Genomic DNA, 13956 nt, shown 5'->3' with positions numbered 1-13956 from the left:
GCCCCATTCGCGAGCAAGCCCGCTCCCACAAGGGATTTCCTGTGTACACAAATTCTGTGTCCTACAGTGTTCCCCTGTGGGAGCGGGCTTGCTCGCGAAGACGGACGCCCATTCAACATCGATTCAGCTAAGGAACGCCCGCGCAGGACTATAGTGACCGCAAGTCCCGAATCCTCGCCGAGCGCACCATGAATTCAACCAAGTCCGACTCCAAACCCACCGCCGCACCCGTCGATCACCTGCGCTTCCACCGCCCTCACGCTCATCTCGCGCCGACCTTCGGCAATGACAAATTCGCCCTGCGCGCCGAGGCGTTTGCACGGTTCTTTGGCACGCCGACGTTTCTCGGGGCGCAAACCCTGATCGTGGTGTTGTGGGTCTGCCTTAACTTGTTCGGCGTCGCGCACTTTGACCTTTACCCGTTCATCCTGCTCAACCTGGCGTTCAGCCTGCAATCGGCCTACGCCGCGCCGCTGATCCTGCTGGCCCAGACCCGCCAGGCCGCGCGGGACAAAGCCCAGTCCGACGCCGACGCGCAACACCGCGAAGCCTTGGCCGTGGCCAACAGTGAACGCCAGGCCCAAGCCGCGCAAAACACCGCGCAGCTGCTGGAGCTGCTGGAGCAGAACACCCGCCTCACCGAAATGACCAAGGCCCTGACCGAACGCATCGAAAACCTGACGTCGGAAATGCATCAGCATTTTGTGCGAAAGGAAGAACCCAAGGCGCCGACTTAAGGCAAGCGCAACGCCCGACCCAGTTCATCAAATAGCGTCACCACCGAGCGCAAGGCGCGGCAGTCCGGACGGGTCAGCAACCACAGGGCCGTGTCGCACCCCTGCAACGGCCCGGTCAACGACTGCAATCCGTCGCCGATCAGAAAGTCCGGCAACGCCGCGACACCGAGTCCCGCCCGCACCAACTCCGTCACCGACAACATGCTGCTGCAGCGATACCCCGGCACCACGCCGGGCCATTGTTGGCGGCGCCAGGCAATCGTCGGGTGATCGGGCAGGAAGTCGTCCGGGGCGATCCAGGTCAGCGACGCCAGATCTTCGGCATCAACGGTTTTCAGATAAGCCACACTCCCGCAGACCCGATAAGACACCTGCGCCAGGCAACGCCCGACCAAATGCTCGGGCGGTGTGCGGGTCAGGCGCAGGGCTATGTCGGCATCCCGTCGGCTGAGGTTGGCGAAGTCGTTGGAGGTGCTGAGTTCGATGGTCAGCGCCGGGTAGGACGGCATGAACTGCGCCAGTGCCGGCAGTAGCAACCCTTGCAGGACCGAATCGGTGCAGGTCAGGCGCACCGTGCCGCTGATGACTTCACCGCCCTGCTCCACGCCAATGCGCGCCGCGTCCAGCGCCTGCTCGGCACGCTCAGCCTGTTCGGCCAGGGTCTGCGCCAAGGTCGTCGGCAAGTAACCGGCACGGCTCTTTTCGAACAATTGCTGACCCAGCGCGGCCTCCAGTCGGCGCACGGCGCGGAACACCGTCGACACATCGACTTTCAACAGCTGAGAAGCCCGGGCCAGAGAGCCGCCGCGGACCAACGCAAGGATTAGCGCCAGGTCCGGGTAGTCCAGCCGATAGTGCGTCGGTGCATTGATCAATTGGGATAACGCCAATGTTGAGTGCGTGAACGCCAATCTATAGTGAGCGCCAGGAATCAACAAGCGCAGGGAACACTCATGGAAACCACTGCTATCCGCATCGCCCTGATCGGTGATTACGACCCTCAGGTCACCGCTCACCAAGCCATCCCCATCGCCCTCGGCATGGCCGCCGAACACTCGGGCCTGGACGTGCAATTCCAATGGCTGGCCACTGACCAGATCCACGTCGAAACCCCGCTCAACACCTTCGACGGTTTCTGGTGCGTGCCCGCCAGCCCCTACCGCAATACCGACGGCGCATTACGCGCGATCCGCTTTGCCCGCGAGCAACAGCGACCTTTCCTCGGCACCTGCGGCGGTTTTCAACACGCGGTGCTGGAATATGCCCGCAACGTGCTCGGTTGGGCCGATGCCGAACATGGCGAGACATCCCCCGATGCCGCACGGGCAGTGCTCACGCCGCTGACGTGTTCGCTGGTGGAAGCGGTCGACAGCATTCATTTGGTTGAAGATTCGTTGATCGCCAGGGCATATGAAAAGTCGGAGGTTCACGAAGGCTATCGCTGCCGCTACGGTGTGAATCCTGAATTCGAACAAGAGCTGTTGAACCAGCAACTCACAGCCGTCGGTCACGATTCGAACGGGGATTTACGCGCGGTGGAACTCAAGGGTCATCCATTCTTCGTCGCCACCCTGTTCCAACCGGAACGCGCCGCGCTCAAGGGCACCTTGCCGCCGCTGGTTAGTGCATTCGTCGAAGCCTGCGCGAGCCGAAAGCAATGATCGCCGACACCCCTCCGCCCCACTATTACGCAGTGATCTTTACCTCCCTGCGCACCGACGGTGATCAGGGTTACGCCGAGGCGGCCGAAAGCATGGTGGAACTGGCGCGCGAGCAGCCGGGATTTCTCGGTGTGGAATCGGCCCGGGGCGAGGATGGGCTGGGGATTACCGTGTCTTACTGGGTCAGTGAAGCGGCGATTCTGGCGTGGAAGCATCATCCCGAGCACAGTGCGATTCGGGAGCGCGGGCGGGCAACGTGGTATGCGCAGTGTCATACGCGAGTGTGCCGGGTTGAGCGGGCTTATGAATTCAAGCGGTAGATGATGGGGTGTTTTTGAGGATGCCTTCGCGAGCAAGCCCGCTCCCACATGGGATCTGTGGTGCAAGCAAATCCCCTTGTGGGAGCGGGCTTGCTCGCGAAGAGGCCAGAACAGCCAACACAAATCTCAACCCTGAACCAAACTCCGCACCGCCGAAATCTCCGGCACATCCACCCGGCTCATATACACCCGCAACGGCTCGGTCACATTGATCCGGTCATCAATATTCTGATCCAGCAACAACTGGATCAACTCCCGCTTGAGGGTCATGGCCTGCTCAGGCCCCGGTGCCCAGACGAATTCGCTGGTGGGAATAATGCCGTCGTCGGCCACGTCCATGCCGAACGAATCTTCGCTGAAACGCACAATGTAGTGGCCGGTCTTGCGATTGAGGCCGACGAAGCCCTTGAGTTGGTCGGCGGCCTGGCAGATGAGCTGGGAAGTGATGCGCATGATAAACCTCACAAAAGGTCGCAAAGGGACCGGTGATCGATGGTTTACACGCAAGGTTTCGAAGGGATTTCCCTCTGCCGGGGAAACTGCCGGGGCCAAGAGTACTGCAAAGAACCGCACAAAAGCGCTGGAAAAAATCACTTTAAACACGTTTATGTCGGTCTTGCGATAGCGCTCGCGGCGCTCAGTTGTTAAAAGGGACGTCTTTGAAAACCTCTGCGAAAGGACCTCGACCATGCCTGTTACCTTCACCAAGAGCGCCCTGCTGCTGAGTCTGTTGCTCGGCCTCGGCCAGGCACAGGCCGCCAGCCAGCCCAGCCCCACCGCACTGGCGACCACTTTAGGCATCCCGCATCCAGCGGTGATTGCTCACCGTGGCGCGTCGTTCGATGCCCCGGAATCCACGGCTGCTTCCTACAAACTGGCCCGCGACCTGGGTGCCGATTACCTGGAAATGGACTTGCAGCGCAGCAAGGACGGCGTGCTGTTCGCCCTGCACGACAACAATCTGCAACGCACCACCGACGTCGCCACCAAGTTCCCTGAGCGCAAAGACGCACCGGCCAACCAGTTCACGATTGGCGAACTGAAAACCCTCGACGCCGGCAGCTGGTTCAACGCCGCTTACCCGGATCGCGCGCGTCCGTCCTACGTTGGCCTGAAAATCCTGACCCTCGACGAAATCATCGACATCGCCGAAAGCAATCCGCTGCACAAGCCCGGCCTCTACATCGAAACCAAGGAGCCGAAGCAATTCCCCGGCATCGAACATGACCTGAAGGAGAAACTCCAGGATCGCGGCTGGCTGAGTCCGGCCGGTTCGAAACTGGCGAAGAGCGAACTGGCGGTCGGCCAGGGCAAAGGCAAGGTCGTGCTGCAAACCTTCGAGAAGAGCAGCCTCGAACTGCTGCAAAAAGAAATGCCGAAAGTGCCGAAGATCCTGTTGCTGTGGGTCGGTGAAGGCAGCATCGAGCCGAAATCCAAAGTGACCTTCGCCGAGTCCGGCGACAAGGACAAAGCCACTTACTACGCCAAGCAAGAGCCGAAAGACAAAGCCGAATTCCAGCAATGGGTCGAGTACGCCAAGTCCCAAGGCGCGATCGGCACCGGTCCTTCGGCGGCGCTGACCAAGGGCGGCGATCAAAGCTACTCGGACCTGGTCAAGCCATGGATGAACCAGTACACCCACGACCAGGGCATGCTGGTGCACGTCTACACCATCGACGATGCCGTGGATTACCAGAAAGTGATGGACGCCGGCGTTGATGGCATCTTCACCAACCGCGCCAGCGAATTGCTGAAGTTCTACAAGCGCCCGGCGGCGGGCACTGTTGCGCAATTGCTGCAGAACAACGGTTACTGATCGGCACACCGCGCTGACTTCTTCGCGAGCAGGCTCGCTCCCACAGGATTGCGCTGGACCTGTGGGAGCGGGCTTGCTCGCGAATGCTTTTAGCGGCCGCTGATGAATTAAGGGTGAATTAAGTTGCGCTGGTTAACCTGAGCCCACTTAAACAGTTCACCCAAGGAAAGAAGCTTATGAAAACCCTGACTGCCCTGTTCACCGCCGCTGCCCTGACCCTCACTGCTGGTATTGCTCAGGCCGACGTTCGCGTCGATCAGATCCCTGAGCTGGTCAAAAGCGGCAAGATCAAGCCTTTGGAAGAATTGAACCAGGCTGCACTGAAACTGCATCCGGGTGCGACCATCACCGACACCGACCTGGACAACCACTTCAACGGCTACGAATACGAAGTCGAACTGCGCGATGCTCAAGGCGTTGAATGGGACGTGGACTTCGATGCCGCCACCGGCAAAGTCCTGAGCAACAAACAAGACACCTGATCACCGCAATCCCCCTGTGGGAAGCGGGCTTGCTCGCGAAAGCGGTCTATCAGTCAACATCAGTGTTGAATGTGAAATCGTCTTCGCGAGCAAGCCCGCTCCCACAAGGTTTGATGTTGAATTCAAAGAAACGCACGATCTTCGGGTCGTGCGTTTTTTTGTGCCTTCAGCCCATCAAGCCGTCGTACTCACCACCGACCCGGCCGTGCTGCTGCCTTCATCCTGCAACGCCTGCAACAACGCCGCCGTGGCGGTCTGCAACGAGCCCGAGGTCGCCGAGATTTGCGACTGAGCCGCCGCGACGTCGGCAGCTTTCGCATCGGCGCTTTCCTGCTTGGCCTGGGCCGCTTGCAGTTGCTGCTGTTGTTCCTGCAATTGCTTTTGCAGCTCGGCAATCTGCTTGCGCAACTCCTTCACCGCATCGGATTCAGAGCTGCTGCTCGAACTGCTGCCGCCACCAGCGGGCGCAGCACCACCCGATGCCTTGGTGGTATCGATGGAATCTGTAGTGGTGGCCGTTGCGGAAGTGGTGTCTTCAGTCGTGCTGTCGCTGATCGAGGTTTTGCTCGTCGGCGTGGAGAGGGTCTGATTGATCGAGACAGAGGTGATGCTGACCATGGGACTTATCCTATGTGGGTTCAGGTTAAGTCCATCATCGACATCGATTGGCCGCACTTGAGATCGACTGTGTACCGGCTCGGTAACCGAACCGGTACAAAGGCGTTTCCCGTTACGCGCTGAGGCGCGCCGTCACTTCATTCAACTGCCCCGACAACCCGTGCAGGTTGTGGCTCGCCGCTTCGGTGCGCTGCACGTTGTCCAGGTTGGTGCTGGCAATCGTGGTGATCTCGGTGAGGTTGCGCGAGATGTCTTCGGCCACCGAGGTCTGCTCTTCAGCGGCGGTGGCGATCTGGCGGTTCATGTCGCGGATGGCTTCCACGGCATGGGTGATGCGCTCCAGCATGGCGCCGGCCTCGGTCACTTGCGCGACACTTTCTTCGCTGCGCGACTGGCCGCTTTCGATGGCTTGAGCCGCATCCACCGCGCCGGTTTGCACGGTCTGGATGATCTGGTTGATCTCGATGATCGACGCCGCCGTGCGCTGGGCCAGGCTGCGCACTTCATCAGCTACGACCGCAAAACCGCGTCCTGCTTCGCCGGCACGAGCCGCTTCGATCGCGGCGTTGAGCGCCAGCAAATTGGTCTGCTCGGCGATGCCGCGAATCACTTCCAGCACCTTGCCAATGCGGCCACTGTCGGTTTCCAGACGACGGATGACGGTGGCGGTGTTGGCGATTTCGCCGCGCATCTGGGTGATGGTGTGAATGGTGCCCTGCATGACTTTTCCGCCTTGCTGGGCGGACTGGTCGGCATCATCGGCAGCGCGTGCTGCGTCGACGGCGTGACGCGCCACTTCCTGGGCGGTGGCGGACATTTCGTTCATCGCCGTGGCCACCTGATCGGTGCGGTTGAACTGCTCGTTGGTGCCGCTGGCCATGAGGCCGGCGATGGCGTTCAACTCGCCGCTGGCGCTGTCCAGGTCCTTGGCGCTGCGCTGCAAACGATTGAAGGTTTCAGCGAGGAAATCGCGCAAGGTGTTGGCGGCCATGGCCAGTTTGCCCAACTCGTCTTGACGGGTGCTGGCGACGCGCTCGGCAAATTTACCCTGGCTCAGTTGTGCCACGTAGTCGATCAGTTTGCGGATCGGGTCCACCAGGTTGCGGTTGATCAGCCACAGGCTCAACAGGCCGATCAACAGGCCCGAAGCGAGCATCACGATAATCCCCAGCATCACCGTGCGCTCGGCACTGGCGCTGATCAGCGCGGACTGTTCGGAACCCTGCTTGCGCAGTTCGCCGACCAGTTCGCTCATCTGATCGCTGGTTGCGCGGTCCACGCCTTTTACCGCAGTGTCGCCCGCAGTGGGGTCGGCACCGGCGGCGACGTAGGCATCGCGACCTTTCTGGTAAGCGCTGCCCAACTGACGGTGTTCGTCACGCAGGCGTTCGATGCGGGTCTTGAGTTGGCCGTCCAGGCCTTTCTGGCTGGCCAGTTCGCCGAGGATGCCCTGTACGTCGCTTTGACGATCCTGAAATTGCTTCCAGTATTTATCCAGGTCTGCCGGCTGCTTGCCGCGCAGCAAGACGTTTTTCCATTCCTGAACCTGCACCTTGAATTGCAGGTTGGCTTCGTCGATCAATTGTGAAGTGTGCAGCGGGCCGTCGATCAGGTTGGCGTAGTTTTGCACGCCACTGGACAGGAAATGAAAGCAGGCCAAAGCAATCAGCAATATCGCCAGCAGGCTGCCGCTCAACAACGCGAGGATTTGGGCTCTCAAGGATTTTTGCAGCATCGGATGATACTCACGACAGGAAATAGGCACGCCGGATTGGGCGTGAAAGACGTCCAAACTTCCCTGTCTGCGGTCCCGGTTCGTGGCCGGGGCCGCGCAACCTAACACCTGCGTCATCGGCGTGCCAGAGCGGTTCTTGAATGATTCCCGACCACCGGTAACGCACACGTTTGCGTCGCCATGCAACCGTCACAAAACTGTCAAGACACCTTGCGATGATGCCCGGTAGCAATCGCCGTATCTGCCGTAGCAGCTGTCGAGCAGCGCGAGGCTGCGTTCGGCGGGGAAGCCGTCGTGAAATCAGGCATCGCGGTGTTTCAGGTAAACCGCGTGCTCAAATCTGACGACGGCTTCGCTGCCGAACGCAGCCTCGCTCCGCTCGACAGCTGCTACAGGCGCGACGGCCGGACGCCCCTCTCAGCGAGACCTCATGAACCACGCCATCGATCACACCCATCGCGACACTGACTTGTTCGGCCTGCTTTACGGCTTCCGTTTTCGTCCCGGTGAACGTGGTCGGGAGATCGATTCGGCCGAGGCGCTGCGCTGTTTGCAGCAGTCCGAAGACAGCGACGAATTTCTCTGGCTGCACCTGAACCTGGCCCACGCCGCGTGCGAGCGCTGGATGAAAAGTCATCTGGAGTTGCCCGAGGAGTTTTTCGAGGCGTTGCACGAAGGTTCGCGTTCGACCCGCATCGAGCACGTTGATTCGGCGCTGCTGGCGGTGGTCAACGATGTGGTGTTCAACCTCAGCAGCATGGTCTCGTCGGACGTGTCGACGCTGTGGGTCTGTGCTCGCAGTAAGTTGATCATCAGCGCGCGCCTGCAACCGCTGCACTCGGTGGACAAGTTGCGCTCGTCGGTGAAGGCCGGCGAATGCTTTCGTTCACCGCTGGAGTTGCTGGTGCACCTGCTGCGGGATCAGGGCGAAGTGCTGACGCAGATCGTGCGCAAGACCAGCCAGAGCGTCGATCAGATCGAAGATGAGTTGCTCTCGTCGCGGCTGTCGACCAACCGCGCCGAACTGGGCGCCAATCGCCGGGTGCTGGTGCGGTTGCAACGGTTGTTGGCGCTGGAGCCGGGTTCGTTGCTGCGCCTGCTCAACCGCCCGCCGCAATGGTTGCAGAAGGAGGACGTCAAGGAACTGCGCAAATCCACCGAGGAATTTGCGCTGATCATCAACGACCTCACGGCCCTCGGTGAACGGATCAAGCTGTTGCAGGAAGAAATCGCCGCCAACCTCAACGAACAGAGCAACCGCACGCTGTTTACCTTGACCGTGGTGACGGTGCTGGCGTTGCCGATCAACATCATTGCCGGTTTTTTCGGGATGAACGTGGGCGGGATTCCGCTGGCGGGCGATCCGGAAGGGTTCTGGATTCTGGTGGCGTTGGTGGCGACGTTTACCGTACTGGCGGGGCGCTGGGCGTTTCGTAAGCGGCAGGATTATTGAGCCGCCCCCCATTGTGATCGTTCCCACGCTCCGCGTGGGAATGCCTCCCCGGACGCTCCGCGTCCGCTTTTGGGACGCAGAGCGTCCCTTGCTGCATTCCCACGCAGAGCGTGGGAACGATCATCATCAGGACGGGTGGTTACACAAAAACCTTAAACACTGACCCACCGCAGTCTCTCTGTCATATTTTGAAACGATCATGGGCGACACTCCTTCCCTCCTCAGGATTGTCCGGCATGGCTACTCCTTCCTATACGACTGCCCAGGCGCCCACCAGCAGCGCCAGACCGCAGCTCAATAAAAAACCCGGCCTGTTCACCCTGGTGGTTTTCTTCGGGGTATTGGCCAGCGGCTTGTTGTTCACCGCGTACAGCCTGATGCACGACATGCACGAACTCGGCACGGTGGTCACCACTTGGACCCCGTTCCTGCTGCTCGGCGTGGCGCTGTTGATCGCCCTCGGGTTTGAATTCGTCAACGGCTTCCACGACACCGCCAACGCCGTGGCCACGGTGATTTACACCAACTCGCTGCCGCCGAACTTTGCGGTGGCGTGGTCCGGGTTCTTCAACTTCCTCGGCGTGTTGCTGTCCAGCGGCGCGGTGGCGTTCGGCATCATCGCGTTGTTGCCAGTAGAACTGATTCTGCAAGTCGGCTCCTCCGCCGGTTTCGCCATGATCTTCGCCCTGTTGATCGCCGCGATCCTGTGGAACCTCGGCACCTGGTGGCTGGGCCTGCCGGCCTCGTCGTCGCACACGTTGATCGGTTCGATCATCGGCGTCGGTGTGGCCAATGCCCTGATGCACGGTCGCGATGGCACCAGCGGCGTGGATTGGGCGCAGGCGACCAAGATTGGTTACGCGCTGCTGCTGTCGCCGCTGGTCGGCTTCGGTTGTGCCGCGTTGTTGCTGCTGGCGTTGCGCGCCTTCGTCAAGAATCGCGCGTTGTACAAGGCACCAGAAGGCGATGCCCCGCCACCGTGGTGGATTCGCGGCCTGTTGATCCTGACCTGCACCGGCGTGTCCTTCGCCCACGGTTCCAACGATGGCCAGAAAGGCATGGGCCTGATCATGTTGATCCTGGTCGGCACCTTGCCAATGGCGTATGCGCTGAACCGCACCATGCCGGCCGATCAGGCGTTGCAGTTCGCCGCCGTGGCTGAAGTCACCCAGCAAGCCCTGGTGAAAGCGTCGCCGCTGCCGGCTCTGGGTGATCCGCGCGCGGTGCTGTCCGACTACGTGCGCAGCAAGGAAGCCACGCCACAACTGGTCCCGGCCCTCGCCGCCCTGACCGGCAGCATCGGCGCCGAGGTCAAGGGTTACGGTTCGTTGTCGAAAGTCCCGGCCGAAGCCGTGGGCAACGTGCGTAACGACATGTACCTGACCAGCGAAACCATTCGCCTGATGGACAAGAACAAGGTCGGCAACTTCGACGCCGACACCAGCGGCAAACTGCAACTGTTCAAGCAGCAGATCGACAACTCCACGCGCTTCATTCCGCTGTGGGTGAAGATCGCCGTGGCCATCGCGCTGGGGCTGGGCACCATGGTTGGCTGGAAGCGCATCGTGGTGACGGTCGGTGAAAAAATCGGCAAGACCCACCTGACGTATGCCCAAGGCGCATCCGCCGAGACCGTGGCCATGCTGACCATCGGCGCCGCCGACATGTTCGGTTTGCCGGTGTCCACCACCCACGTGTTGTCCTCGGGGGTGGCCGGTTCCATGGTCGCCAATGGCGGCGGCTTGCAGATGAAGACCATTCGTAACCTGCTGATGGCCTGGGTGCTGACCTTGCCGGCGGCGATCCTGTTGTCGGGCAGTTTGTATTGGTTGTTCACCAAATTGTTCTGACCTAACCCCGGACCTGTGTAGGAGCAGCCTTCGGCAGCTCCTACAGAGGCCGAATATATCCCGGCCCGGTTCATCCCGAAGCCGGGATTTTTTTTGCCCGGACAACGCATTTCGTCGCCATTTCTGCCAATTTCATCTTTATTGACCTGCGAGGCGATGGATCGCACTTCAGTTTGCTAACGTGGTGCCGATTCCTTAGAGACTCGATGCATTCAGGAGTGAGAACCGTGAACCTGTACATCAATCAGCTTCAGAAAAAAGCTGACTTCAAAGAAGCCATCTACGCCGGTGACATCTTCTTGAACACTGAGCTGCGTGCCGCCAAAGAACTGTGCGCGTTTGCCCAGGAAAGCATCACTGCCGCCTTCAACGGCGAGACCAACCACCAGGCCCTGCACACCTTGATGCCGGTGGAAGAATTCGTGGTGCGGGTGACGCGCCTCAAGGGCCAGTTCACCAACAGCCTGCGCGCCAAGGAATTGATCCTGAGCTTCATCGACGAAATCGGTGTTGACCCGCGCGAATACATTTTCGACGTGCCGCGGATTCGCGTAGTGCCCAACTACGAGTACCTGCACGCGGGCGTCAGCTACGCCTACAAACCCCATCGCGATACCTGGTACGGCAGCGTCGATTGCCAGATCAACACCTGGATGCCGGTGCACACCATCAGCCCCGACCAGACCATGATGATCAACGGCGGCTACTTCGACGTGCCGGTGAAGAACACCTCCAGCGAATGGAGCCTGAACGACTGGATCAGCAACCAGCGGCACAAAGCCAAGGAAAACCTCAAAGAGGAAGCCCGTGTGCACCCGGTGCCGCTGGAAGCGATCAACACTGCCTCCGAAGTGCGCGTGGCCGGCAACACCGGTGACATGCTGATCTTCTCCGGTTCGCACCTGCACGGTACTGTGCCGAACCACACGCAACAGACCCGCTTCAGCGTGGACTTCCGCCTGATGCACCTCGACGACCTCAAGCACCAGCGCGGCGCGATCAACGTCGACAGCGCCTGCCCTGACGTCGGTGCCGGTTTCAAAGACTATTTCCACGCCCACGACTTTTCGAATTTCCAAGGAATCCAGCAATGACCAAGCGTCGCATCACGCCCGCCGAGGCCCAGTACAACGAAACCCGTGCCAACGTCCTGAAACGGGTTGACGCCGAGTATGTGGCCGACGCGCCGTTCGTCTTTGCCAACCGCATTGGCGTGACCGCTGCACTGTCGCGCATGGAGCTGTTCAAGAAAGTCGCTGAAGTACCGGGCGCGATCATCGAGTGCGGCGTGTACAAGGGCAACTCGCTGATGCTGTACATGCACTTGTCGATGATCCTGGAACCGTATGCGATCAACCGCTCGATCATCGGCTTCGACACCTTCGAAGGCTTCCAGAGCATCGACAAGAAAGAAGACCCGGCGGACGTCAACGAGACCATGTTCTCCGACACCGACCAGTCGCTGATCCAGGACATGATCGACGCCAACGACCTGCTGCGCCCGGTCAACCGCATCCCCCGTTGCGAGCTGGTGAAAGGCGACATCGTCAAAACCGTACCGGAGTGGGTCAAGACCCGTCCTGACCTGGTCGTGGCGATGCTGATCCTCGACACCGACCTGTACGAATCGACCAAAGTCGCGCTGGAAACCTTCCTGCCGTACATGCCAAAAGGCGCGGTCGTGGTGCTGGACGAAGTCGCCTACCGCAACTTCCCGGGCGAAACCAAAGCCCTGCGCGAAGTGCTGGACCTGAACAAAATCGAACTCAAGCGCCTGCCGTTCGATTCGTGCGTAGGCTACTTCCACGTCTAACGCCTAACCCCTGTGGGAGCGGACTTGCTCGCAAAGAGGCCCTGTCAGTCAACTTCAATGCTGACTGACACACCGCTTTCGCGAGCAAGCCCGCTCCCACATTGGTTTTCGGTGAACGCAAAATCTGTGCTCAACAGTGATCCCCTGTGGGAGCGGGCTTGCTCGCGAAGAGGCCCTGTCAGTCGACTTCAATGCTGACTGACCTACCGCCTTCGCGAGCAGGCTCGCTCCCACATTGGTTTTCGGTGAATGCAAAATCTGTGCTCGACAGTGATTCCCTGTGGGAGCGGGCTTGCTCGCGAAGAGGCCCTGTCAGTCAACTTCAATGCTGACTGACACACCGCTTTCGCGAGCAAGCCCGCTCCCACACTGGTTTTCGGTGAACGCAAAATCTGTGCTCAACAGTGATCCCCTGTGGGAGCGGGCTTGCTCGCGAAGAGGCCGTGTCAGTCGACTTCAATGCATCAGTGGGTGCTGCGGATGACGTGTTCCACCCAGTCCATGAACGCCCGCACCCGCAAGGGCAGTTGCCGTTGCCGTGCATACAGCATGGAGACTTCCATCGCCGGCGCGCGCAATTGCGGCAGCACTTCGATCAGTTCACCGCTGAGCAGGTACGGCTGCATGCCCATCACCGGCGCCTGGATCAGGCCGAAGCCGCCCAGGCACGCCGATTCGTAGCCATCGGAGTTGTTCACCGTGATGCTGCCGGCCATCGCCACGCGGTGCAGCTTGCCCTCCTCCTCGTACTCAAAACCTTCCGAACGCGAACCCAACACGGCGACGTAATGCACCAACCGATGCTCGGCCAAATCTTCGAGGCTTTGCGGCACTCCATAACGTTGCAGATACGCCGGGCTCGCGCAGTTGACCATGGCAAAGTCGCACACGCGGCGCGCCACCACCGATTGATCCGGCTGCGCCCCCACCCGCACCACGCAATCAAACCCTTCGCTGACTAAATCGACCCGGCGGTCGGTGCTGCTGATCTCCAGTTCCAGGTGCGGGTGTTTGGCCATGAATTCCGGCAGGCGCGGCATGACGAAACGCCGGGCCATGATGCTCGGCATGTCGATGCGAATCCGCCCGGCCAATGACGCTTCGTCTTGCCGGAACAGCCCTTCGATCTCATCCATGTGCGACAGCAAATCCTTGCTGCGCTCGTACAACACCAGGCCGTCCTGAGTCGCCTGAACCTTGCGCGTAGTGCGTTGCAGCAGACGCGTGCCGAGCAATGTTTCCAGGGCCTGGACATGCTCGGACACCGTAGACCTGGGCAAACCCAAGCTCTCGCCAGCAAGCGTAAAACTCGACATTTCGCTGACGCGGACAAAAGTGCGCAGCAGTTCCAGCTTATTCATGGGCACCTTCCATTGTTCGGCTGAACCGACCAGTGATTCCGATTTACCCCTGTTTATCACCATGAGCCGGATAAATAAACTTCCTCACATCGCTTACCCACTGCTTGAGG

14 protein-coding genes and 1 pseudogene are annotated in these 13956 nt (G+C 60.2%); 9 read left to right on the top strand and 6 right to left on the bottom strand.

The window, feature by feature from the left end:
- Positions 1-188 precede the first annotated feature (188 nt).
- Positions 189-737 (top strand): DUF1003 domain-containing protein, encoded by a 549-nt coding sequence (locus ACIQY3_RS22760; RefSeq protein WP_403023872.1) that lies wholly within the window; start codon positions 189-191, stop codon positions 735-737.
- Here the strand turns inward: ACIQY3_RS22760 and ACIQY3_RS22755 are convergent.
- Positions 734-1675, bottom strand: coding sequence for a LysR family transcriptional regulator (locus ACIQY3_RS22755; protein ID WP_403023869.1), 942 nt, complete (start codon positions 1673-1675; stop codon positions 734-736). The two genes, ACIQY3_RS22760 and ACIQY3_RS22755, sit on opposite strands and share 4 nt — an antisense overlap.
- A 15-nt stretch (positions 1676-1690) precedes the next feature.
- Here ACIQY3_RS22755 and ACIQY3_RS22750 point away from each other — a divergent pair, with 15 nt between their 5' ends.
- Together ACIQY3_RS22750 and ACIQY3_RS22745 are read left to right on the top strand one after the other, a co-directional pair.
- Positions 1691-2398 carry a CTP synthase gene (locus ACIQY3_RS22750; protein ID WP_403023866.1) on the top strand — a complete coding sequence of 236 codons (708 nt, stop codon included), beginning with the start codon at positions 1691-1693 and terminating at the stop codon, positions 2396-2398.
- Entirely contained in the window at positions 2395-2718 is a 324-nt protein-coding gene (locus tag ACIQY3_RS22745; RefSeq protein WP_403023863.1) for an antibiotic biosynthesis monooxygenase family protein, read from the top strand. Before ACIQY3_RS22750 ends, ACIQY3_RS22745 begins: the two co-directional genes overlap by 4 nt.
- Before the next feature lie 126 nt (positions 2719-2844).
- Here ACIQY3_RS22745 and ACIQY3_RS22740 read toward each other — a convergent pair whose 3' ends face one another.
- Positions 2845-3171 carry a DUF2025 family protein gene (locus tag ACIQY3_RS22740; protein WP_403023860.1) on the bottom strand — a complete coding sequence of 109 codons (327 nt, stop codon included), beginning with the start codon at positions 3169-3171 and terminating at the stop codon, positions 2845-2847.
- A 235-nt stretch (positions 3172-3406) separates the two neighbouring features.
- Between ACIQY3_RS22740 and ACIQY3_RS22735 the strand changes: the two genes are divergently transcribed.
- Both ACIQY3_RS22735 and ACIQY3_RS22730 read left to right on the top strand, forming a co-directional pair.
- A complete protein-coding gene (locus ACIQY3_RS22735; protein WP_403023857.1) occupies positions 3407-4534 on the top strand; it encodes a glycerophosphodiester phosphodiesterase in 1128 nt (375 codons plus the stop codon).
- Positions 4535-4710: 176 nt separating this feature from the next.
- Positions 4711-5016, top strand: a complete 306-nt coding sequence (locus ACIQY3_RS22730) for a PepSY domain-containing protein (protein ID WP_403023854.1) — start codon at positions 4711-4713, stop codon at positions 5014-5016.
- A gap of 174 nt (positions 5017-5190) precedes the next feature.
- Here ACIQY3_RS22730 and ACIQY3_RS22725 read toward each other — a convergent pair whose 3' ends face one another.
- The 3 genes and pseudogenes from ACIQY3_RS22725 to ACIQY3_RS22715 all read right to left on the bottom strand — a co-directional run.
- Positions 5191-5634, bottom strand: coding sequence for a hypothetical protein (locus ACIQY3_RS22725; RefSeq protein ID WP_403023851.1), 444 nt, complete (start codon positions 5632-5634; stop codon positions 5191-5193).
- Positions 5635-5746: 112 nt separating this feature from the next.
- The gene (locus ACIQY3_RS22720; RefSeq protein ID WP_403023990.1) at positions 5747-6451 is read right to left on the bottom strand and encodes a methyl-accepting chemotaxis protein; all 705 of its coding nucleotides are present in this window, start codon (positions 6449-6451) and stop codon (positions 5747-5749) included.
- Positions 6452-6679: 228 nt separating this feature from the next.
- Positions 6680-6790 (bottom strand): annotated as a pseudogene (locus tag ACIQY3_RS22715) (hypothetical protein); the annotation flags it as partial.
- A gap of 1009 nt (positions 6791-7799) precedes the next feature.
- On the opposite strand from ACIQY3_RS22715, the gene ACIQY3_RS22710 reads away from it, so the two are divergent.
- The 4 genes from ACIQY3_RS22710 (at position 7800) to ACIQY3_RS22695 (ending at position 12485) form a co-directional block, all read left to right on the top strand.
- Positions 7800-8822, top strand: coding sequence for a transporter (locus ACIQY3_RS22710; protein ID WP_054044822.1), 1023 nt, complete (start codon positions 7800-7802; stop codon positions 8820-8822).
- 236 nt (positions 8823-9058) lie between these two features.
- Positions 9059-10672: an inorganic phosphate transporter gene (locus ACIQY3_RS22705; RefSeq protein ID WP_403023847.1), complete on the top strand. Its 1614-nt coding sequence runs from the start codon at positions 9059-9061 to the stop codon at positions 10670-10672.
- A gap of 227 nt (positions 10673-10899) precedes the next feature.
- A complete protein-coding gene (locus ACIQY3_RS22700) occupies positions 10900-11766 on the top strand; it encodes a hypothetical protein (protein WP_403023844.1) in 867 nt (288 codons plus the stop codon).
- The gene (locus tag ACIQY3_RS22695; protein ID WP_123514271.1) at positions 11763-12485 is read left to right on the top strand and encodes a TylF/MycF/NovP-related O-methyltransferase; all 723 of its coding nucleotides are present in this window, start codon (positions 11763-11765) and stop codon (positions 12483-12485) included. The genes ACIQY3_RS22700 and ACIQY3_RS22695 overlap by 4 nt, the downstream gene beginning before the upstream one ends.
- Positions 12486-12949: 464 nt before the next feature.
- Here the strand turns inward: ACIQY3_RS22695 and ACIQY3_RS22690 are convergent, their stop codons facing one another.
- Positions 12950-13846 carry a LysR family transcriptional regulator gene (locus ACIQY3_RS22690; RefSeq protein WP_403023840.1) on the bottom strand — a complete coding sequence of 299 codons (897 nt, stop codon included), beginning with the start codon at positions 13844-13846 and terminating at the stop codon, positions 12950-12952.
- Positions 13847-13956 lie beyond the last annotated feature (110 nt).

It is taken from the genome of Pseudomonas sp. NPDC096950 (assembly GCF_044762525.1).
GTDB lineage: Bacteria > Pseudomonadota > Gammaproteobacteria > Pseudomonadales > Pseudomonadaceae > Aquipseudomonas.
The sequence above is the reverse complement of the archived record's forward strand: the minus strand, read 5'-3'. Positions and strand labels throughout refer to the sequence as shown.

Bases quoted from the DNA above. Each gene is read 5' to 3' on its own strand.
- ACIQY3_RS22720 (WP_403023990.1), bottom strand. From the start codon at position 6,451: ATGTCCGCCACCGCCCAGGAAGTGGCGCGTCACGCCGTCGACGCAGCA.
- ACIQY3_RS22730 (WP_403023854.1), top strand. From the start codon at position 4,711: ATGAAAACCCTGACTGCCCTGTTCACCGCCGCTGCCCTGACCCTCACT.
- ACIQY3_RS22760 (WP_403023872.1), top strand. From the start codon at position 189: ATGAATTCAACCAAGTCCGACTCCAAACCCACCGCCGCACCCGTCGAT.
- ACIQY3_RS22750 (WP_403023866.1), top strand. From the start codon at position 1,691: ATGGAAACCACTGCTATCCGCATCGCCCTGATCGGTGATTACGACCCT.
- ACIQY3_RS22710 (WP_054044822.1), top strand. From the start codon at position 7,800: ATGAACCACGCCATCGATCACACCCATCGCGACACTGACTTGTTCGGC.
- ACIQY3_RS22725 (WP_403023851.1), bottom strand. From the start codon at position 5,634: ATGGTCAGCATCACCTCTGTCTCGATCAATCAGACCCTCTCCACGCCG.
- ACIQY3_RS22695 (WP_123514271.1), top strand. From the start codon at position 11,763: ATGACCAAGCGTCGCATCACGCCCGCCGAGGCCCAGTACAACGAAACC.
- ACIQY3_RS22740 (WP_403023860.1), bottom strand. From the start codon at position 3,171: ATGCGCATCACTTCCCAGCTCATCTGCCAGGCCGCCGACCAACTCAAG.
- ACIQY3_RS22705 (WP_403023847.1), top strand. From the start codon at position 9,059: ATGGCTACTCCTTCCTATACGACTGCCCAGGCGCCCACCAGCAGCGCC.
- ACIQY3_RS22735 (WP_403023857.1), top strand. From the start codon at position 3,407: ATGCCTGTTACCTTCACCAAGAGCGCCCTGCTGCTGAGTCTGTTGCTC.
- ACIQY3_RS22690 (WP_403023840.1), bottom strand. From the start codon at position 13,846: ATGAATAAGCTGGAACTGCTGCGCACTTTTGTCCGCGTCAGCGAAATG.
- ACIQY3_RS22745 (WP_403023863.1), top strand. From the start codon at position 2,395: ATGATCGCCGACACCCCTCCGCCCCACTATTACGCAGTGATCTTTACC.